The 18,878-nt window shown below is 72.6% G+C and carries 20 protein-coding genes; 9 read left to right on the top strand and 11 right to left on the bottom strand.

Features of this window, described 5'->3' with window-relative positions:
- Positions 1-2 precede the first annotated feature (2 nt).
- The 6 genes from H291_RS0114040 to H291_RS0114015 all read right to left on the bottom strand — a co-directional run bounded on the left by H291_RS0114040 (position 3) and on the right by H291_RS0114015 (position 3,495).
- On the bottom strand, positions 3-815 hold the full coding sequence (locus H291_RS0114040; RefSeq protein ID WP_020015641.1) for an ABC transporter permease: 813 nt from the start codon (positions 813-815) through the stop codon (positions 3-5).
- Positions 812-1,657, bottom strand: a complete 846-nt coding sequence (locus H291_RS30125) for an ABC transporter ATP-binding protein (RefSeq protein WP_033326907.1) — start codon at positions 1,655-1,657, stop codon at positions 812-814. Before H291_RS30125 ends, H291_RS0114040 begins: the two co-directional genes overlap by 4 nt.
- Positions 1,654-1,956: a transcriptional regulator gene (locus H291_RS0114030; protein WP_026365739.1), complete on the bottom strand. Its 303-nt coding sequence runs from the start codon at positions 1,954-1,956 to the stop codon at positions 1,654-1,656. The genes H291_RS30125 and H291_RS0114030 overlap by 4 nt, the downstream gene beginning before the upstream one ends.
- Complete coding sequence (locus tag H291_RS30120; protein WP_157237028.1) at positions 1,949-2,659, bottom strand: hypothetical protein; 711 nt, start codon at positions 2,657-2,659, stop codon at positions 1,949-1,951. The genes H291_RS0114030 and H291_RS30120 overlap by 8 nt, the downstream gene beginning before the upstream one ends.
- A gap of 97 nt (positions 2,660-2,756) precedes the next feature.
- The gene (locus tag H291_RS30115) at positions 2,757-3,266 is read right to left on the bottom strand and encodes a hypothetical protein (RefSeq protein WP_020015637.1); all 510 of its coding nucleotides are present in this window, start codon (positions 3,264-3,266) and stop codon (positions 2,757-2,759) included.
- A gap of 1 nt (position 3,267) precedes the next feature.
- A complete protein-coding gene (locus H291_RS0114015) occupies positions 3,268-3,495 on the bottom strand; it encodes a hypothetical protein (RefSeq protein WP_020015636.1) in 228 nt (75 codons plus the stop codon).
- Between the two features lie 204 nt (positions 3,496-3,699).
- Here H291_RS0114015 and H291_RS0114010 point away from each other — a divergent pair, with 204 nt between their 5' ends.
- From H291_RS0114010 to H291_RS0114000, 3 genes are all read left to right on the top strand, one after another.
- Positions 3,700-5,202 carry a S10 family peptidase gene (locus H291_RS0114010; RefSeq protein WP_020015635.1) on the top strand — a complete coding sequence of 501 codons (1,503 nt, stop codon included), beginning with the start codon at positions 3,700-3,702 and terminating at the stop codon, positions 5,200-5,202.
- A 54-nt stretch (positions 5,203-5,256) separates the two neighbouring features.
- Complete coding sequence (locus H291_RS0114005; RefSeq protein WP_020015634.1) at positions 5,257-6,054, top strand: CPBP family intramembrane glutamic endopeptidase; 798 nt, start codon at positions 5,257-5,259, stop codon at positions 6,052-6,054.
- Positions 6,055-6,160: 106 nt separating this feature from the next.
- On the top strand, positions 6,161-8,725 hold the full coding sequence (locus H291_RS0114000) for a lysylphosphatidylglycerol synthase transmembrane domain-containing protein (protein WP_084468140.1): 2,565 nt from the start codon (positions 6,161-6,163) through the stop codon (positions 8,723-8,725).
- Between the two features lie 75 nt (positions 8,726-8,800).
- Here the strand turns inward: H291_RS0114000 and H291_RS0113995 are convergent, their stop codons facing one another.
- Positions 8,801-9,082 carry an HU family DNA-binding protein gene (locus H291_RS0113995; RefSeq protein WP_020015632.1) on the bottom strand — a complete coding sequence of 94 codons (282 nt, stop codon included), beginning with the start codon at positions 9,080-9,082 and terminating at the stop codon, positions 8,801-8,803.
- A 273-nt stretch (positions 9,083-9,355) separates the two neighbouring features.
- On the opposite strand from H291_RS0113995, the gene H291_RS0113990 reads away from it, so the two are divergent.
- Positions 9,356-10,720, top strand: coding sequence for an MFS transporter (locus H291_RS0113990; protein WP_020015631.1), 1,365 nt, complete (start codon positions 9,356-9,358; stop codon positions 10,718-10,720).
- A gap of 17 nt (positions 10,721-10,737) precedes the next feature.
- Here the strand turns inward: H291_RS0113990 and H291_RS32605 are convergent, their stop codons facing one another.
- Entirely contained in the window at positions 10,738-11,460 is a 723-nt protein-coding gene (locus H291_RS32605) for a copper resistance CopC family protein (RefSeq protein WP_020015630.1), read from the bottom strand.
- Positions 11,461-11,527: 67 nt separating this feature from the next.
- Positions 11,528-13,582: an NAD(+) synthase gene (locus H291_RS0113980; protein ID WP_020015629.1), complete on the bottom strand. Its 2,055-nt coding sequence runs from the start codon at positions 13,580-13,582 to the stop codon at positions 11,528-11,530.
- Positions 13,583-13,654: 72 nt separating this feature from the next.
- Between H291_RS0113980 and H291_RS0113975 the strand changes: the two genes are divergently transcribed.
- The gene (locus H291_RS0113975) at positions 13,655-14,086 is read left to right on the top strand and encodes an HIT family protein (protein WP_033326905.1); all 432 of its coding nucleotides are present in this window, start codon (positions 13,655-13,657) and stop codon (positions 14,084-14,086) included.
- Positions 14,087-14,197: 111 nt separating this feature from the next.
- On the top strand, positions 14,198-14,494 hold the full coding sequence (locus H291_RS0113970) for a DUF4287 domain-containing protein (protein WP_020015627.1): 297 nt from the start codon (positions 14,198-14,200) through the stop codon (positions 14,492-14,494).
- Positions 14,495-14,544: 50 nt separating this feature from the next.
- Here H291_RS0113970 and H291_RS0113965 read toward each other — a convergent pair whose 3' ends face one another.
- Together H291_RS0113965 and H291_RS33375 are read right to left on the bottom strand one after the other, a co-directional pair.
- Entirely contained in the window at positions 14,545-14,862 is a 318-nt protein-coding gene (locus tag H291_RS0113965) for a helix-turn-helix domain-containing protein (RefSeq protein WP_020015626.1), read from the bottom strand.
- Complete coding sequence (locus tag H291_RS33375; protein ID WP_232216067.1) at positions 14,859-15,068, bottom strand: hypothetical protein; 210 nt, start codon at positions 15,066-15,068, stop codon at positions 14,859-14,861. The genes H291_RS0113965 and H291_RS33375 overlap by 4 nt, the downstream gene beginning before the upstream one ends.
- On the opposite strand from H291_RS33375, the gene H291_RS0113955 reads away from it, so the two are divergent.
- The 3 genes from H291_RS0113955 to H291_RS0113945 all read left to right on the top strand — a co-directional run bounded on the left by H291_RS0113955 (position 15,043) and on the right by H291_RS0113945 (position 18,701).
- Positions 15,043-16,278 carry an amidohydrolase gene (locus H291_RS0113955; protein ID WP_020015624.1) on the top strand — a complete coding sequence of 412 codons (1,236 nt, stop codon included), beginning with the start codon at positions 15,043-15,045 and terminating at the stop codon, positions 16,276-16,278. The two genes, H291_RS33375 and H291_RS0113955, sit on opposite strands and share 26 nt — an antisense overlap.
- Positions 16,279-16,482: 204 nt before the next feature.
- A complete protein-coding gene (locus H291_RS30105; protein WP_051109491.1) occupies positions 16,483-18,018 on the top strand; it encodes a sensor histidine kinase in 1,536 nt (511 codons plus the stop codon).
- Positions 18,015-18,701, top strand: coding sequence for a response regulator (locus H291_RS0113945; protein ID WP_020015623.1), 687 nt, complete (start codon positions 18,015-18,017; stop codon positions 18,699-18,701). Before H291_RS30105 ends, H291_RS0113945 begins: the two co-directional genes overlap by 4 nt.
- Positions 18,702-18,878: the final 177 nt, after the last annotated feature.

The raw sequence follows: 18,878 nt of genomic DNA, 5'->3' as shown, positions 1-18,878 counted from the left end.
CGTCAGCGGAAGCGGCGCCCCTCGTCGCTGCGGTAGGCGAGGATCGCCAGCACCGCGAACAGCACGGTCCACCCGGCCAGCACCGGGAGCGCGAGCGCGTACGCGTCCAGGCCCGTGGTCGCCTGGACCAGCAGGTCGCGGCCGGCACGGGTGGGCGTGGCCTTCGAGATGGCGTCCAGCCAGGCGGGGAACATCTGGGGCGGCAGGAACAGGCCGCCCGCGAAGGCCAGCGGGAACAGGATGACCTGCACCACGGGCAGCGCCGCCTTGGCGGACAGCTTGTAGCCGATGGCCATGCCCAGCAGCACGAACGGCACGGACACGGCGAGGATGGTCCCGATGCCGGCGAGGAGCTGCCCGAACGTCAGGGTGGCCGCCGTGAACAGCCAGCCGATGAGGATCAGCGGCAGCAGACCGAACAGCGAGAAGACGCCGCCGTTGAGCACGCGGGCGACCATCTGGGGCCCGGGGCCGGCGGGCAGCGACCGCAGGAACGGGTAGAACGGCAGCTGCCGGTCCTCCGCGACGCCCAGGCCGTAGGTGAAGAGGCTGGCGGAGCAGACGGCGAACAGGCCGAGGCCCGCGACCGCGACGGTGGCATAGAGGGGGTTGCCCGCCACGGACTCCTGCGGGACCACGAAGAAGAACATCGACAGCGACGGGAACAGCACGTTGCCGAGCACCGCGATCGGGATCCGGACGGTCTCCAGGAACTGGTATTTGAGGTGGAGCCAGGACAGCACCCAGAACGACTGGGTCTGCCCGGCGGGGGCGTCGAGGCCCGGGGCCCCGGTCGTGCTCGTGGTCGCGCTCATCGCACTGCCCCTTCGTTCGTCGCGTCGACAAGCTGGCCGAACGCCTCCTCGAGGGAGGCGCCGCGGATCTCCAGGTCCTTGAACTCGGTGCCGGAGCGGACCAGGTCGCGCACGAACGCGTCGGAGTCCGCGACGAGGTGCTCCTGGCGCACCCCGGCGGCGTCGGTCAGCTGCACGCGGCGGGCACCGACCTTGCTGAGGATGTTCTCCAGGGAGTCGTCGGCGAGCACGGTCCCGTGGTCGATGACGACGACCCGCTCGGCGAGCGCCTGCACCTCCTCCAGGTAGTGCGAGGTGAGCAGCACGGTGCCGCCGCTCGCGTGGTACTCGCGGATGGCGTCCCACAGCGCGGCGCGGCCGGACACGTCGAGGCCGGTGGTGGGCTCGTCGAGCAGGACGACGCGGGGCCGGCCGACCAGCGACAGCGCCACGGCCAGCCGCCGCTTCTGCCCGCCGGACAGCGAGCCGGTCTGCCGCTTGGCCAGGTCGGCGAGGCCGAACTGGTCCAGCAGCTCGGCCGTCGGCACCGGGTCGGGGTAGTGCCCGCCCACGAAGTCGACCACCTCGCGCACGCGCAGCGTGGCGGGCAGGCCGGTCTCCTGCGGGGTCAGGCCGAGCACGGTGCGCGACCGCGCGTCGCGGGGGTCGTGGCCGTTCAGGCGCACCACCCCGGCGTCGGGCCGGCGCTGGCCGCTGACCAGCGACAGCAGCGTGGACTTGCCGGCCCCGTTGGGGCCGAGCAGACCGACCAGCTCGCCGTGCCCCACCTCCAGCGAGACGTCGTCGAGGGCCACCACGGCGCCGAAGCGCCTGGTCACCCCGCTGACCTCAACCGCACTCATGACTGTGCTCCGTTCAGAAGTTCCATCAGTGCCGCCTGGTAGTCCGCGAACGCGGTGCGGCCGGTCTCGGTGAGGGCGAGGTACGTCGCAGGAGTCCTGCCCTCATGGGTCTTGGTGACGCGCACGTACCCGGCGTCCTCCAGCTTGCGCAGGTGGGTCGACAGGTTGCCGGCGGTCATGTCGAGCAGCTTGCGCAGCTTGGGGAAGGCGACCTCGTCGCCGCGGCCCAGGGCCGCGAGGGAGGCCACGACGCGCAGCCGGGCGGGGGCGTGGATGACCGGGTCGAGGTCCTCAGGCACGCCGCACACCGCCCTCCGATCGGCGCCGCGCCCGGAGCACCTGCTCCACCGCCACCATGACCAGGAACCCGCCGCCACCCGCGACGGCCATCACCAGGTACGTGGTGGGCATCCCCGCGAAGGCCGCGAGCACCGCGGCGACGAGCATCCAGCCGCCGACGAGGGCCATGCGGTTCTCCTCGAAGAGCAGCCCGCCGGCGATGTACATCAGGCCCACGATCACGCAGGCGAAGCCGTTCGCGGCGATGGCCATGACCTCGGGCGACGCCCCGGCGTTGCCCATGGCGCCCAGCACGACGCCGAGCGCGGTGAACGCGAGGAACCAGGTCCAGCCGTACAGCGCCCCGACCCGGGCGCTCGTGCCCCGGGTGCCCGCGGTGCGGGTGATGCTGTGCACGATCGTGAACGTGGTCGCGCCCGCGATGCAGCAGGCGAACACCCACCCGGCCCACGGAGCGGGCGAACCCGTCTCGCGGGCCGTCGTCCACATGGCCAGGTACCCAATCACCCAGGCCAGGCCCCACGCGCCGAACAGCAGGCGCCCGTCGGGCTCCGTGGCGTCGCGGGCCGCCTCCTGCTGCTGCCGGATCAGCCGCAACGTCTCGGCGGGGTCGAGGCCCGCGCCGTCGGCCGGGTGTCCCGGTTCCGCGAAGGTGCCCGGCCCTTCGGCAGGCTCAGGACGGCGCGTCGGGTCGGTAGCCATGGTCATCGCCTCGCCTCTCAAACTGGTTTGTACTGCAAACCAGTTTGCCGGATCACCAGGACGAGACGCAAGGAGTTAATCGGACGAGGTCGGGTGATCAGGCCGAGGCGAGCAGCGCGACCGCCTCGGTCGGCACGAGTGCCCGTGCACGCAGGATGTGCGACGCGGCGGCCAGCAGGCGGGCATCCGCATCGTGCGGCTGGACCACCACCCCGAGACTCTCGGCGAACCAGTCCGACACCTCGACCCACGAGTAGAGAGACGTCTTGGCCGAGCCGACGGCCGCAGGGAAGCCCCCCGGCCCACGACGGCCGGCAGCGAGGAGCCGGACGGACTCGTGAGTCCGCCCGCAGCGCTCGGCGATCTGGCCGAGCGTGACCAGGTCCTCGTCCCCGATCGCCACGGGACGCAGGCCTGCCTCGACAGCGTCACGTACGGCGGACACGATCGCGTCCAGGAGACGCGGTGCCTCCCGCGTCACGGCGACATACCCACGGCCACCCTCGGAACCCGGGGAGCTGTCGTCGAGTCCCGCCTCGAAGAGACGGTCGTAGTCGGCGTCCGACAGATCTCGGTCGAGGAACATCGTGAACTCGTAAACCGGCATCTCAGCCCTCCTCGTCGTGCACGTGCCGCGTCACGAACCTGAGCAGCCGGCGTGCGTGGTTGTCGGCGTCCCGCGGCGTGGACCAGATCGCCTCCGTTGCGTCACACATCCCGCACCTCAGCATTCCCCAGCGATGCCCGTTGTGGATCGGCACGACGTCGATGCCCTGCGGCAGATCGCAGATCACCGCGTTGATCGCGTTCTTCGGGTGACGCCCGGCGCTGACCATGCAGTCGCAGCCTATCTCTCGTGTTGGATTTCGCCAACGAACGAGGGCCCTGAGGCTCTCGGCAGCGGCGTACGACTCACCGCATGTTGCCCGGGTTATCGCTTGATCGCATCTGTAGTAGATCTTTGTTGCGTATACGCAACGGCGGAACACGCCGACACCCCGCCGATACGGTCCCGCAGGGCCCCGCGATAGGTTCCCCGGGTGACCGACGAGAAGCGCACCAGCACCGAACAGCCCGAGGCGACCACGGCGTCGTCGGACGGGGCACCGCCGAAGAAGCCGGAGCCCGCCGACGACCTGGTCACCACGCGGCACACCCTCCACACCCCGGACGGCGACCTCGCCTACTCCGCGACGACCGGCCGGGTCGTGCTGCGCCAGGAGTCCGTCAAGGACGAGAAGTACGACGGCCGCAAGCCCAAGGCCGAGGTCTCGATCACCTACTACACGCTGGACGACGCGGACGTGACGCAGCGTCCGGTGACGTTCGCGTTCAACGGCGGCCCGGGCTCGTCGTCGGTGTGGCTGCACCTCGGCGTGCTGGGCCCGCGGCGGGTCGACTCGGGCGACGTCGGCGACCTGACCGCGCCGCCGTACGGGCTGATCGACAACCCGGAGACGCTGCTGCGCGTGTCCGACCTGGTGTTCATCGACCCGGTCTCCACGGGGTTCTCGCGCGCCACCGAGGGCGAGCAGGCCAAGCCGTTCCACGGGTTCACGGGCGACATCGAGTCCGTCGGCGAGATCATCCGCCTGTGGACGAGCCGGAACGACCGGTGGATGAGCCCCAAGTTCCTGATCGGCGAGTCCTACGGCGGCACCCGCGGCGCCGCGCTGGCCGAGTACCTGCAGCAGCGGTTCGGCATGTTCCTCAACGGCGTCATGCTGGTGGCCCCGGCGCTCAACATGGAGGCGCTGTTCGACGGCGAGCACTCCAACCTGCCGCACCCGCTGTTCCTGCCGGTCTACGCGGCGACGGCGCACTACCACGGCCTGCTCGGCGACCGATCGCTCGACGACGTCGTGGCCGAGGCCCGGGACTGGGCCGAGACCTACGCCTCCGTGCTGGCCCGCGGGGCACGCGTGCCCGACGACGAGCGCGCGGCCGCCGTCGCGAAGATCGCCTCCCTGACCGGGCTGAGCGAGGACTACGTGGACCGCGCCAACCTGCGCCTGGAGCACACCCGGGTCTACGCGGAGCTGCTGCGCGCGCGCCGCCTGGTCACGGGCCGCCTCGACACCCGGTTCACCGGCCCGGCGGACCACTACATCCACGAGCAGATGCCGTACGACCCGTTCCTGACCGCGACGTCGGGCCCGTACACGGCGGCGCTGCACCACTACCTGCGCGGCGAGCTCGGGTACGAGCACGACGCGATCTACGAGGTGCTCTCGCGGCACGTGCACCCGTGGTCGTACAAGGAGTTCGAGGGCAAGGCCGTCGACGTCGCCGACAAGCTGGCCACGGCGATGATCCTGAACCCGCACCTCCAGGTGCACATCGCCATGGGCCGGTACGACGGCGGCGTGCCGGTCGAGGCCATCGAGTACAGCCTCGACCAGATGGCGATCCCGGCGTCCTACCGCGAGCGCATCGAGACCCGCGTCTACCCGGCGGGCCACATGATGTACATCCACCCGGAGTCGCGGGTCGCCCAGTCGGCGGACCTCGCGGACTTCGTACGGCGGGCCTCGAACCGCTGACCTCTCGCGTGGCCGGCTGCCGGACTGCCGGCCACGCGGGGTAGGTTCCGGAGCGTGACCGTGACCGAGCCGCCCCTCTCCCGTCGCCGCACCATCGCCGAGGTGTGGATAGTGCTCGGGCTGAGCCTGGGCCAGTCCGGCGTGTACGCGCTGGTCAACATCGTGGCCCGGCTGACGGCGGGGACGCCGCTGGCCGAGCAGACCGCCACGCTCAACGCGAGCCAGTCCGAGCGCCCGTACCTCGACCTCGTCTACCAGGTGCTGAGCATCGGGTTCGCGCTGGTCCCGGTGGCCCTGGTCCTGTACCTGCTCAGCGCGAACGGGCGCAGCGTGACGCGCAGCCTCGGCCTGGACGGGTCGCGCCCGTGGCGCGACGTCGGGTGGGGCTTCGCTCTGGCGGCCACGATCGGCATCCCCGGCCTCGCCTTCTACGCGCTGGGCCGCGCGGTCGGCATCACCGTGGAGGTGCAGGCCAGCGCCCTGGACACGTACTGGTGGACCGTGCCGGTGCTGCTGCTCAGCGCGTTCCAGAACGGCCTCCTGGAGGAGGTCATCGCCGTGGGCTACCTGTACGAGCGCACGCGCGACCTGGGCTGGAACCGCGTGAAGTTCATCGTCGCCAGCTCGCTCCTGCGCGGCTCGTACCACCTCTACCAGGGCATCGGGCCGTTCATCGGCAACGTCGTGATGGGCGTCGTGTTCTCGTGGTTCTACACCTCGCCGCGGTTCCAGCCCGAGGGTCGCCGCCGGATCATCCCGCTCGTGGTGGCCCACACGCTGCTCGACGTCGTCGCGTTCGTGGGCTACGCGCTCGTGCCCGCCGAGTGGCGCGAGGCCCTCGGGATCCGGTGAGCATGACCGGACGGATGCTGGGTACGCCGTCGACCTGAGCCGGATATTCCGGGCGCGGTAGCGGCTCTCCGGTCAAGCGAGCCTCAACGGCTCTAGAATCGCGAGCATGTCCAACTCGCGCACCGGCCGGGCTGACCCCGGTGCCGAAGTGTCCGGCGGACCGGAGGCAGTGCCCTTCGAGAGCGGCCTGGTCCGGGTCGTCGACACCCCAGAGGACCGCGTCCGCCACCCCCGCGCGCTGGTCTGGATGATCGCGTGCGCGCTGGGCACCGCGGGCGTCATGTTCCTGTCGGTCGTCGCGCACGGCACCACGGCGGGCGTCACCGAGGACGTCCGGAGCTTCAACGACCTGCTCGCCGCGATCCTGTTCGTGCCGGTCGCGGTGCTGCAGGGCCTGGTCATCCTGTTCGCCCCGGTGGCCGTGATGATCGAGCTCGGGGTGCGGCGGCTGGGCCGGCAGATCGTCGAGTCGATCGCCGCCGGGGTCCTGGGGCTGCTGATCGGCGTGCTCACCACGTTCCTGGTGCGCCACCTGGGCTCGGACGAGCTGGTGCGCGGCATGTCCGTGTGGGAGCGCGGCACCGGCTACGTGCTGACCATCCCGGAGTTCGCCGTGGCCCTCACGGCGATGCTCACGGTCGCCGGGCCGGCCACGCGGCGTCGGACCGTCCGCATCTCGTGGAACCTGATGTTCCTGGCCCTGCTGATCGTGCTGATCACGGGGCAGGTATCGCTGCCGGGCACCCTCGTCGCGCTGCTGCTGGGCCGCCTCGCGGGCTCGACCGTGCAGTACGTGTCCGGCATCCGCAGCGAGCGCGCCTACGGGGCCGACCTGGTCACGGCCGTGCGGCGCGCCGGGTTCGCGCCGATCTCGCTGGCGCGCGTCCGCGCCCTGTCCGACGGCGGCCAGGGCGTCGACCAGGACGGCGCCACCGCCCCCGTGCTCGCCTCCGCGCTCGCCGTCGAGCACGGCGTGCCGGACGACGCCGCCGCGCTCGCCCTGGGCCGGGCCGGCGACAACCGCGTGTACGCCCTGTACAGCGACGACGGCGTGCGCCGCGACGTCCTGGTGCTGGACGGCGACCGCCAGGTGGTCGGCCTCATCACGCGGCTGTGGCGGGCCCTGCGGCTGCGCGGCATCGAGGGCCGGGCCGCGATCTCGCTCAAGGCCGTGGCCGAGCGCACCGCGCTGCTGTCGTACGCCGCGACCGCCGCCGGCGTCCGCACGCCGCGGCTGCTGGGCATCGGTGAGTTCGGCGACTCGATCGCGCTCGTCCTGGAGCACGCCACGCAGTCGGTCTCGCTGCGCGACGTGCCCGACGAGGACGTGCACGACGACGTGCTCGCCGAGGCGTGGGACCAGCTCGGCCGCGCGCACGCCGTGGGCCTGACGCACCGCGCCCTGACGCAGGACGTCCTGCTGACGCAGCGGGACCACGACGGCCGCGCGCACGTGTGGATCACCGGCTGGGAGCAGGGCGACATCGCGTCGTCGCCGCTGTCGCGCCGCCTGGACCTGGTGCAGATGCTCGCGCTGACCGGGCTGCGGGTGGGCCCGCGCCGCGCCGTCGCCGCCGCGGTGCGCGCCCTGCCCGACGCCGACATCGCCGCCATCGGGCCGCTGATCCAGACCATCGCGCTGCCGCGGACCACCCGCGAGGAGGTGCGCCGGGCGAAGGGCCTCATGGGCGAGCTGCGCAACGCCCTGGTGGAGCGGCTGCCCGAGGCCAGCGTGCAGCCGCAGCGCATCTCGCGGTTCAGCGCGCGCACGGTCCTGACCACGACGGTCGCGATCGTCGCCGTGGCCGTGATCGTCACGACCATCAACTTCGACGAGATCGCCGAGGCCGTCCGCTCGGCGAACCCGTGGTGGGTGGCGGTGGCGTTCGCGCTGGCCCTCATCACGTGGTTCGGCGCGGGCCTGACGCTCGTGGCGTTCTCCCCGGCGCGCGTGCCCATCGGGCGGGCCACGCTGACGGCCGCCGCCGGGTCGTTCGTGGCGCTGGCGGCGCCCGCGGGCATCGGTCCGGCCGCGCTGAACCTGCGGCTCCTGACCCAGCGCGGCGTATCCATGTCGATGGCGGTGGCCACCGTCGCGCTCGTGCAGGTCTCGCAGTTCGTGGTCACGGTGCTGCTGCTGGTGGCGCTGTCGGTCTTCACGGGCTCGGGCGCGCTCGTGGAGCTGCCGTCGCCCGCGGTGCTGATCACGCTGGCGGGCATCGCGACCGCCGTCGTCGCAACGCTCCTGGTGCCGCCGGTGCGGCGCTGGGGCATGGGCTTCATCGGGCCGCGGCTGCGCCAGGTGTGGCCGCGCCTGGCGCAGATGCTGAGCCACCCGGGCCGCCTGGCGCTGGGCGTGGGCGGCAACCTGATCATGACGCTCGGCTACATCGTGGGCCTGTGGTGCTGCCTCGCCGCGTTCGGGGAGACGCTCTCGCTCGTCGACATCGCGCTGGTCAACCTGGTCGGCAACGCCCTGGGCGCGCTCATCCCGACGCCGGGCGGCCTGGGCGGCGTCGAGGGCGCCCTGACGGCCGGCCTGACCGCGGCGGGGGTGCCGGCCACCATCGCGTTCTCCGCGACGATCCTGTACCGCCTGTGCACCTACTGGGGCCGGGTGCCGCTGGGCTGGGTCGCGATGCGGTACCTGGAGCGCAAGGGCGACCTCTGAGCCCGGACATGCGAAGGCCCGGCCCCTCGAGAGGGACCGGGCCTTCGCGTCGCTGAGGAGCTCAGCGGCGAAGCGTCACTTGGCGACGGCCTTCTTCAGCAGCGAGCCGGCGCTGATCTTGACACCGAAGTTCGCCGGGATCGAGATCTCCTCGCCGGTGCGCGGGTTGCGGCCCGTGCGGGCGGCGCGCTCGACGCGCTCGGCCGACAGGAAGCCGGTCACCTTGACGGCCTCGCCCTTGGCGAGCGACTCGATCAGCACCTCCTGGAAGGCGTTGAGCGCGGCCTCGGCCTCGGTCTTGTTGATCTCGGCCTTGCTGGCGATGGCCGAGACGAGCTCGGACTTGTTGAGCGACATGCGTTTCCCTTCTTCGGTCACGTCGTGCGGCGGTACCCGCCCGACGACGAGGCCCCATACTGCCAGCAGATCGGCAGGAATTCGCGGAGAACAGGCACTTCTGCGGCGAGTCGTGGGTAACTTTCTGCTCACAGAGGACGCGAACCTGTGTACGAACCTGTGGACGACGAGGGCATGAGGCCCCCTGAGACAGTGTCACCCCGCACTATCCGATGACTTCCGCAACCCAGAGCGGTCTACCGTTCGGTACGGATCGGCCGATGAGAGGAAATCGTGGAGAATCCGCCGCACGCCCGCCGAAACCTCGTCGTCCTGGTGTTCAGCAACCTCCTGGCCGGGGTCGGGGTGGCCTCCGGGGCCGCCGTCGGCGCCCTGCTCGCCGAGAGTCTGGGCGGTACCTCGATGGCCGGGCTCGCCCAGGCGGTCGGGGTGCTCGCCGCGGCGGTGGCCTCGATCCCGCTGGCGACGCTCGCCCAGCTCCGCGGACGCCGGTGGGCCCTGTCGCTCGGCTACGCCCTGTCCACGGTGGGCGCGCTGCTCATCGTGACGGCGGCGGTGCTGGGGCAGCTCGTCGTGCTGCTCGTGGGCCTCATGCTCTACGGCGTCGCGAACGCGACCAACCTGCAGTCCCGCTACGCCGCGGCGGACAACGTGGGCTCCGGCACGCGCGCCCGCACCATGTCGGTGGTCCTGTGGTCCACGACGGTGGGCTCCGTGGTGGGGCCCAACCTCGCGGCGCCCGGCGCGGTGGTCGGCTCCGGGTTCGGCGTGCCCGACCTCGGCGGCCCCTACCTGTTCTCGATCGTCGCCTACCTGCTGGCCGGACTGCTGCTCGTGAGCCTCTACCGGGACCCCGCGGGGAGCGTGGCGGGGCGGGTGGTGCCCGCGGGCGCCGTCGGGCAGGGGCACGGCGACAAGCGCACCGAACCGCGGCGCACCGGCGCGCTCGCCGCGCTGCGGTGGGCCTGGGCGCACCCGCGGGCGCGGTTCGCCGTGGTCACCACGGCCGTGGCGCACAGCGTGATGATCATGGTGATGGTGATGACGCCGGTGCACATGCAGCACGGCGGGATGTCGCTGCAGCTCGTGGGCATCGTGATCAGCCTGCACGTGCTGGGGATGTTCGCGTTCAGCCCGGTGTTCGGGTGGCTGGCCGACCGGTTCGGCCCGCTGCGCGTCGCCGTCGGCGGCATGGTGCTGCAGGCGGCGGCCGTGGCGCTCGGGTTCACGGCGGCGGCGCTGGCTGCGGCGCCGCCGGCGGGCATGCCGGCCGGCGGGGAGCACGCCGGGCACGGCGGTGCCGCCCCGGCCCTCGACGCGGAGGTGCTCACGGCCGTCGCGCTCGTGCTGCTCGGCCTCGGCTGGTCGGCGTGCGTGATCGCGTCGTCGGCGGTGCTGGCGTCCGTCGCGGAGCCGCAGGTGAAGCTGCCGCTGCAGGGCGCCACGGACGCGCTTATGAACTACTTCGGCGCGGCGTCCGCGGCGCTGGCCGGCCCGCTGCTGGCCTGGGGCGGGTTCGAGGCGGTGAACACGGCGGGCGCCGTCCTGCTGGCGCCCGCCGTGGTCACGGTGATCCTCGCGGTGCGGGCGTCCCGCCCCGGCCCCGTGTCAGACGCACAGATCACCCAGGTGACCTGAGCGTCTGACACGGGCGCTCAGCCCTTGGTGTCGGGGTTCTCGTTGGGCCGCTCGCCGGCGTCCGGGCCGGGCTCGTTCGCCTGGCGCAGCCGGTCGTTCTCGAGGATCTTGCGGCGCATCATCACCACGACACCCAGGACGACCAGCACGGCCGCCAGGATCCCGCCGGCCACGGCGAGCCCGCTCGGGCTGGAGCCGTCCCCGGCGCCCGCGAGCTCCGCGGGCGTGCTCGCCTCGTCCGCCGGCTCCTGGACGGGCGCCGCCTCCTGCGTGGACATCTCCGGCTCGTCGCTCGGCTCCGCGGTGGGTTCCTCGGTCGGCTCCGGCTCGCCCTCGACCACGTAGGTGAACTCGCCGTCGATCGGGTGGCCGTCGGACGAGACCACGTGCCAGGCGACGTCGTACTCGCCGGCGGGCAGGTCCTCGGGGAGCTGGGCGGTCACGACCTTGTCGTCGACCTGGATGTCTTCACCCTTGGTGGTGGTGCCGTCGGGGCCGACGAGCACCACCTCGATGCCGGTGTCGAGCGGTGCGGAGCTGAACGTGAGCCCGATGCTGGTGGGCTGCTCGTCGAGCTTCGCGCCGTCCTTCGGGTCGGACGACAGGAGCTGGTCGTGGGCGCTCGCCGGGCCGGCCACCAGCAGCAGCGCGGCAAAGGTCAGGACCGCGGCGAACACGGTGATCAGGCGGACGAGGCGACGGCTACCGGGCCGGGCCAGGGCAACGGAGACAGCAGGCATGTCGGAACCCTACTCCTCGTAGAACTCGCGGAACGGGGCTCGTGACCGGCCTCACCAGGGGCGTCGGTCACGCCTCCGGGACGTTCTTCCCCAGCTCCGCGAGCCACGCCGCCGACGACGCGTCCGAGGGCATGCGCCAGTCGCCGCGCGGCGACATCGTGCCGCCCGGCGAGACCTTCGGGCCGTTGGGCAGCGCGGACCGCTTGAACTGCGAGGCGAAGAACCGGCGCACGAACACCTCGAGCCAGCGCCGCACGGTCGCCAGGTCGTACGCGGTGCGCCGCTGGTCGGGGAACCCGGGCGGCCAGTCGCCGGCCTCCGCCTCGTGCCACGCGTGCCAGGCCAGGAACGCGATCTTGGACGGCCGGTAGCCGCGCCGCAGCACGTGGAACAGCGTGAAGTCCTGGAGGGCGTACGGGCCCACCGTCGCCTCGGTGGACTGCGGGGTCTCGCCCTCCTCGGTGGGGATCAGCTCGGGCGTGATCTCCTGGTCGAGGATCTCGGAGAGGACCGTGTTGACGGGGCTGTCGGCGTCCGCCGAGAACTGCCCGCTGTCGATGGTCCAGCGGATCAGGTGCTGGATGAGCGTCTTGGGCACGCCCGCGTTCACCCCGTAGTGCGACATCTGGTCGCCGACGCCGTAGGTGCACCAGCCGAGCGCCAGCTCGGAGAGGTCGCCCGTGCCGAGCACGATGCCGCCGCGGTGGTTCGCGAGCCGGAACAGGTAGTCGTAGCGCAGCCCGGCCTGGACGTTCTCGAAGGTGACGTCGTACTGCTTGGCGCCCTCGGCGTACGGGTGGTCCAGGTCGCGCAGCATCTGCTCCGCGGCGGGCCGGATGTCGATCTCCTGGAACGTCACGCCCAGGGCCTCGGAGAGCCGGATCGCGCGGTCCTTGGTCTCCGACGTCGTCGCGAAGCCCGGCATGGTGAACGCGTGGACGTCGGTGCGTGGCCGGCCCAGCCGGTCCATCGCCTTGGCCGCGACGATCAGCGCGTGCGTCGAGTCCAGGCCGCCGCTGACGCCGATCACGACCTTGGGCTGCCCGATCGCGCGCAGGCGCTGCTCCAGGCCGGTGACCTGGATGTTGTAGGCCTCGTAGCAGTCCAGCGCGAGCCGCTCGGCGTCGTCGGGCACGAAGGGGAAGCGGTCCACCTTGCGGCGCAGGCCGATGTCGCCCTGCGGCGGGTGCACGCTGAACGTGACCTCGCGGAACTCGTCGCGCGGCTCCAGCCCCAGCCCGCGCCGGTTGTCGTCGAAGGTGCCCTGGCGCAGCCGCTCCTGCCGCAGGCGGTCCAGGTCGACGTCGACCACGGTGGCGCGGGGGCCGTCCGGGAACCGCTCGGTCTCGCCGAGCAGGTCGCCGGCCTCGTAGACCATGGTCTGGCCGTCCCAGGACAGGTCGGTGCTGGACTCGCCCTGCCCCGCCGCCGTGTAGACGTAGGCGGCGTTGCAGCGGTAGCTCGCGCTGCGCACGATGAGCCGGCGGTCCTCGGCGCGGGCCACGGTGATCGGGCTCGCGGACAGGTTGAGCAGCACGTTCGCGCCCGCGAGCGCCGCCAGCGCGCTCGGCGGCACCGGCACCCACATGTCCTCGCAGACCTCGACGTGGACGGCGAGCCCGGGCACGTCGTCGGCCCGGAAGATGAGGTCGGGGCCGAGCGGGACCTCCTCGCCGAGCAGGGTCACGTGACCGCGCTGCTCGTCGCCGGGGGCGAACTGCCGCTTCTCGTAGAACTCGCGGTAGTTCGGCAGGTAGGACTTGGGCGCGACGCCGAGGATCCGCCCGCGGTGCACGACGACGGCGGTGTTCAGCAGGCGGCTGCCGACCAGCAGCGGCGCCCCGACGACGAGCACCGTCATGAGCTCGACGCTGGCCTCCTTGATGGCGGCGAGCCCGTCGAGGACGCCTTCGAGGAGGGTGTCCTGCATGAGCAGGTCGTCGATCGCGTAGCCGCTCAGGCACAGCTCGGGGAACACGGCGACGGCCACGCCGTCGTCGTGGAGCTGCCGCGCCTGGTCCAGCACGACGGCGGCGTTGGCCGCGGGGTCGGCGACGGCGACGGGGATGGTGCAGGCGGCGACCCGGGCGAACCCGTGGGCGTACGCGTTGTAGAAGTCCACGACGTCGAGTCTATGGATGCGTGCGCGGGGGTTGCCCGGCGGCGTCCCGCCGTGGCTCGCTAGAGTCCGACCGTGACCCGCGAACCCGACTGTCTCTTCTGCCGCATCGTGGCCGGCGAGCTCCCGTCCACCCAGGTCGACGAGGACGAGCGCACGCTCACGTTCATGGACATCAACCCGGCCGCCGACGGGCACGCGCTCGTGATCCCCAAGTCGCACGCCGTCGACCTGCACGACATCACGCCCGAGGACCTGGCCGCGTGCACGATGACCGCGCAGCGGGTCGCGGGGCGAGCCGTGAAGCGGCTCGGGGCGGACGGCGTGAACCTGCTGAACTGCGCCGGCCAGGCCGCCTGGCAGACCGTGTTCCACTTCCACATCCACGTGGTGCCCCGGTTCCGCGACGACCAGGTGCGTGACTCGCTGCGTCTGCCGTGGACGCCGACACCGGGCGACCCGGCGCGGATCGCCGCGGCGGCGGAGCTCCTGCGGACGGGTTCCTGAGCCGGGCTCGTTCCGCGGGCTCGGCGCCGATGAGTTCCGTCGGCTGGCTGCGTCTGTACCGGTAGAACGCCGTGCCGCACGGCACGGCGCCCCGACACGATGGGACCAGCGATGTCATTTCAGGCCTACCTCGACGCCGTCGAGGACAAGACCGGGCACACCCCGCGCGAGCTGGTCGCGCTGGCACAGGAGCACGGGTTCGACGCGTCGACCAAGGCGGGCCCGATCCTGGAGTGGCTCAAGGAGGACTTCGGCCTGGGCCGGGGCCACGGCATGGCCATGGTGCATGTGATCACCAAGGGCCCGCAGATCAGCGCGAAGCACGTGGGCACCGCGGGCACGCACAGCGACGCGTCGGACACGCTGTGGCTCGACGGGAAGGCGACCAACCCGGCGACGTCGGGCTGACGACGTGAGCGCGGCCGGTCCACGGACCGACCGCGCTCAGATGCCAGCACTCACGCGATGCCGGCGATCTCGCCGTCGTCGAAGAGGATCGCCTGCTGGAGCTGGCCGCCCAGGGCGTGCGCGTACCGTGCGAGCACCTCCTGGCCGGAGATGTTGCCCTTCTCTATCTGGGAGACCCGTCCCTTGGTGACGCCCATCCGGTCGGCTACCTGCTGCTGGGTCAGCCGCCGCTTCTTACGGAGCTCGGCAAGCCGGTAGCCCGTGACCTCGGCCAGAAGCTCCTGCTTGCCCTGCTCGACGGCTTCCTCGCCCCCGGCCCGCGCAACGTGCTCAGCGCGAATGTCCTGCCACTTCACATAGCCCGTCATGACACGTCCTCCTCGTCCGAACGCTTGGCCACATACTTCTGGTAGCGCTCCTCGGCCAGCGGGATCGCCTCGACGTACCACTCCTGCCAGCGGTTCCTCTTGTCGCCGGCAACCAGCAGGATCGCGGAAGCACGCAGCCGAGGAGCCAAGCGCCTCGTTACCTTGGGTAATGATGTACCCATGACAACCCGCTCCAGCATCGCCATCACCAACGCCTACGTGGTCCCCATCGCCGCCGAGCCCGTCGAGAACGGCACGGTCCTGATCGAGGACGGCGTCATCACCGCCGTCGGCCAGGACGTCGTCGTGCCCGATGGCACCCCGACGATCGACGCGCAGGGCAAGTGGCTCCTGCCCGGCTTCGTCGAGGCGCACGGTCACATCGGCATCCACGAGGAGGGCGAGGGCTGGGCCGGGAACGACACCAACGAGATGACGGACCCGAACGGATCCGCGCTGCGCGCGATCGACGCCGTGCAGATCGACGAGGAGGGCTTCCGCGACGCCCTCGCGGGCGGCGTGACGACGGCGGTCATCAAGCCGGGCTCGGGCAACCCGATCGGTGGTCAGACCGTCGCGATGAAGACCTGGGGCGGCCGCACGATCGACGAGCAGGTCATCAGCGACTCGGTGTCGGTCAAGAGCGCCCTCGGCGAGAACCCGAAGCGCGTGTACGGGGACAAGAAGCAGCTCCCCTCGACCCGCCTGGGTGTCGCGAACGTGATCCGCAAGGCCTTCGTCGACGCCCAGAACTACGCCGCGAAGCGCGACGCCGCCGCCGAGGAGGGCAAGCCTTTCGAGCGCGACCTGGGCAAGGAGACCCTGGCCCGCGTCCTGGCCGGCGAGCTCGCCTGGGACCAGCACACGCACCGCGCGGACGACATCGCCACGGCGATCCGCCTGTCGGAGGAGTTCGGCTACCGGCTCGTCATCAACCACGGCACCGAGGGCCACCTGATCGCCGACGTCCTCGCCGAGAAGGACATCCCGGTCATCTACGGCCCGATGTTCGTCTCGCGGTCCAAGGTCGAGGTGCGGCAGCGCGCGAACCGCAACATCGCCGCGATGGCGGCGGCGGGCGTGCGGGTCGCGATCACGACCGACCACCCCGTCATCCCGATCAACTTCCTCGTGCACCAGGCGTCGTTCGCGGCGCGCGACGGGCTGCCCCGCGAGACGGCGCTGGCCGCCATCACCGCCAACCCGGCGTCGTTCCTCGGGCTGGGCGAGCGCGTGGGCGCCATCGCCGAGGGGCTCGACGGAGACGTCGTGCTCTGGTCGGGCGACCCGTTCGACACCGACCAGCGCGCCGAGCGCGTCTTCATCACGGGCACCGAGGTCTACGCCTGGGACCCGGAGGCCGACGCCGGCCGCGGCGCCGGCCGGGTGACGGAGCGCACCGCCCGCTTCGCCTGACGGCCTGGGGCTGGGGCTGGGGCTGGTCCTGAGGCCGATCAGGATGGTCGGCAGAATGTCAGGTGGTCGGCAGCTCGGAATGCCGACCACCTGACATTCTGCCGACCGCCCGCCCGCGACCAGCAAAGCCCCGGTACCGCAGGACGACACGCACCGGCACCAGGGTGCGACGCGACCGGCCCGCTCCCGGCGTAGCGTGCGAGCATGCTGGGCACCACCCGTCCGAACAGCGCCGCCCTGGCGGACCCGCCCGTGACCGGGCCGTTCGACCGCCCGCGGCCGCGGGTCTTCGTCGCCGTGGCCGTCGCGGTGGCCTCCGTCGTGGGCTCGCTCGGCGCCTCCCGCGGCCAGGGCTGGGCCACCGACCTCGACCTCGGCGGGCTGCTCCTGCTGCTGGTGTCGCCCGCGGCGCTGCTGCTCCTGCTGCCGCGTCGGCCCGCCCTCGCCGCGGTGCTGTCCGTGGCCGCCACACTCACCTTTCTCCTGGCCGGGTACCCGTGGGGCCCGGCGTTCCTGGGGCCCGTCGCCATGCTGGCGGGGGTGATGCTCAGCGGCGAGGCGCGCCGGGCCCGGGTGATCGCCTGGTCCGGGGCCGCGCTGCTCGCGGGCGGCGTGGGTGTCGCGGCGACGCTGCTCGTCCCCCGCCTCCAGCGCTTCCTGGCCGAGAACCCCATCGAGCCGGACCGGTCCTGGGGTCCCCCGGGGTACCACGGCCCCGGCTGGGCCGACGCCGACGGCTCGTGGTTCCTCACCACCGGCGCGCTCGTCGCGGGGGCCGCCTGGCTCGCCGTCGTCCTGCTGGTGGCGAGCGGGGCGCGTGACCGGATCGCGCGCCGGGCGGCCGCGCGTGCCGCCGCCCTCGAGACTGCCGCCGAGCGGGAGCGCACCGCCGTCGCCTCGGAGCGGCTGCGGATCGCCCGCGAGCTGCACGACGTGCTGGCCCACTCGCTGTCCGCGATCAACGTCCAGGCGGGCGTGGGCCTGCACCTGATCGACCGGAACCCCGGCCAGGCGCGCGAGGCGCTCACCAACATCCGCGACACCAGCAAGGACGCGCTCGCCGAGGTCCGCACGGTGCTGGGCATCGTCCGCGAAGGGACGGCCCCGTCCACTTCGGGAGCGCAGCCCCTCGACCCCGCCGGCCCGCATCCCACCGGCCCGCCCGCCGCCGGCCCGCCCACCACCGCGGACCCGCAGTGGGACGACGCCGCCCCGCTCACCCCCACCTGGGACCTCACCGGCCTGCGCCGGCTCGCCGATCAGGCGCGCGCCGACGGCCTCGACGTCACCGTCGAGCTCACGGACGTGGACGACCTGCCCGACCACGTCGCCGGCGTCGTGCACCGCGTGGTCCAGGAGTCGCTGACGAACGTGCGCCGGCACGCGCCGTCGGCCCACGCGGTCACGCTGCGCGTGACCAGGGACGACGCCGTCGAGGTCGTGGTGGCCGACGACGGCGCCCCCGCGGGCGCGGGACCTGTCGAGGCCGGGTACGGGCTGCTCGGGATGCGCGAGCGCGTCGAGGGCGCGGGCGGCACGCTGACCGCGGGCCCGCGCGCGACCGGTCCCGGGTGGGAGGTCCGGGCGCGGCTCCCGGTCGCGCCGCGGCCCCGGACGCCGTCCGCGGTGGACCGGGGCGCAGGCGGGTCGACGTCCGCCGAGGAACCGCCCACGGCCGAGAACCCACCGCCGATCCAGGCCGATCGGTCCGACGCACCGGAGACCGGAGAAACCGCATGATCGACGTCCTGCTCGCCGACGACCAGGCCCTGGTGCGCGGCGGGTTCCGCGCCCTGATCGACTCCGAGGACGACATGCGCGTCGTGGCGCAGGCCGCGACCGGCGACGACGCGGTGGCGCTCACCCTGGAGCACCTGCCCCAGGTGGTGCTGATGGACATCCGCATGCCCGGCCTGGACGGGCTGGAGGCGACGCGGCGGATCATCGCGGAGCCTCGCGCGGCGGGCGTGCACGTGGTGGTGGTGACGACGTTCGAGCTCGACGAGTACGTCACCGAGGCGATCCGCGCAGGGGCGTCCGGGTTCCTGGTCAAGGACACCGAGCCGGCGGAGCTGGTGCGCGCGGTGCGGGTGGCGGCGTCGGGCAACGCGCTGCTGTCGCCCACGGTGACACGGCGGCTGCTCGCCAAGGTCGCGGACGCGACCCGGACCGTGCGACCGGTGCCCGCGCTCGCCGAACTCACCCCGCGCGAGCGGGAGGTGCTGGTCGAGGTCGCGGGCGGGCTCGCCAACGACGAGATCGCCGGCCGGCTGTACCTGTCGGAGTCGACCGTGAAGACGCACGTCTCGCGGGTGCTCATGAAGACCGGCTCGCGCGACCGCGCCCAGCTCGTCGTGCTGGCGTACGAGGCAGGCCTCGTGCGGCCCGGGTGGGCCGGAGGCGCAGCGCAGGGTGGGGGCTGAGGAACGAAGCACCCGCCCGGAGCGAAGCCGCAGGCCCACCCGGCAACCAGCGGAGCGTGGGCCGGAGGCGCAGCGCAGGGTGGGGGCTGAGGAACGAAGCACCCGCCCGGAGCGAAGCCGCAGGCCCACCCGGCAACCAGCGGAGCGTGGGCCGGAGGCTGAGGCGGCACCAGCGGG

This window comes from Promicromonospora sukumoe 327MFSha3.1 (genome assembly GCF_000385135.1).
Classification (GTDB): Bacteria; Actinomycetota; Actinomycetes; order Actinomycetales; family Cellulomonadaceae; genus Promicromonospora; species Promicromonospora sukumoe_B.
This window is presented reverse-complemented; position numbering and strand designations above follow the sequence as displayed.

Bases quoted from the DNA above. Each gene is read 5' to 3' on its own strand.
- H291_RS0114015 (WP_020015636.1), bottom strand. From the start codon at position 3,495: ATGGTCAGCGCCGGGCGTCACCCGAAGAACGCGATCAACGCGGTGATC.
- H291_RS0113965 (WP_020015626.1), bottom strand. From the start codon at position 14,862: ATGACGGGCTATGTGAAGTGGCAGGACATTCGCGCTGAGCACGTTGCG.
- H291_RS30125 (WP_033326907.1), bottom strand. From the start codon at position 1,657: ATGAGTGCGGTTGAGGTCAGCGGGGTGACCAGGCGCTTCGGCGCCGTG.
- H291_RS33375 (WP_232216067.1), bottom strand. From the start codon at position 15,068: ATGGCGATGCTGGAGCGGGTTGTCATGGGTACATCATTACCCAAGGTA.
- H291_RS0114040 (WP_020015641.1), bottom strand. From the start codon at position 815: ATGAGCGCGACCACGAGCACGACCGGGGCCCCGGGCCTCGACGCCCCC.
- H291_RS30120 (WP_157237028.1), bottom strand. From the start codon at position 2,659: ATGGCTACCGACCCGACGCGCCGTCCTGAGCCTGCCGAAGGGCCGGGC.
- H291_RS30115 (WP_020015637.1), bottom strand. From the start codon at position 3,266: ATGCCGGTTTACGAGTTCACGATGTTCCTCGACCGAGATCTGTCGGAC.
- H291_RS0114000 (WP_084468140.1), top strand. From the start codon at position 6,161: ATGTCCAACTCGCGCACCGGCCGGGCTGACCCCGGTGCCGAAGTGTCC.
- H291_RS0113955 (WP_020015624.1), top strand. From the start codon at position 15,043: ATGACAACCCGCTCCAGCATCGCCATCACCAACGCCTACGTGGTCCCC.
- H291_RS0113995 (WP_020015632.1), bottom strand. From the start codon at position 9,082: ATGTCGCTCAACAAGTCCGAGCTCGTCTCGGCCATCGCCAGCAAGGCC.
- H291_RS0113970 (WP_020015627.1), top strand. From the start codon at position 14,198: ATGTCATTTCAGGCCTACCTCGACGCCGTCGAGGACAAGACCGGGCAC.
- H291_RS0113945 (WP_020015623.1), top strand. From the start codon at position 18,015: ATGATCGACGTCCTGCTCGCCGACGACCAGGCCCTGGTGCGCGGCGGG.
- H291_RS32605 (WP_020015630.1), bottom strand. From the start codon at position 11,460: ATGCCTGCTGTCTCCGTTGCCCTGGCCCGGCCCGGTAGCCGTCGCCTC.
- H291_RS30105 (WP_051109491.1), top strand. From the start codon at position 16,483: ATGCTGGGCACCACCCGTCCGAACAGCGCCGCCCTGGCGGACCCGCCC.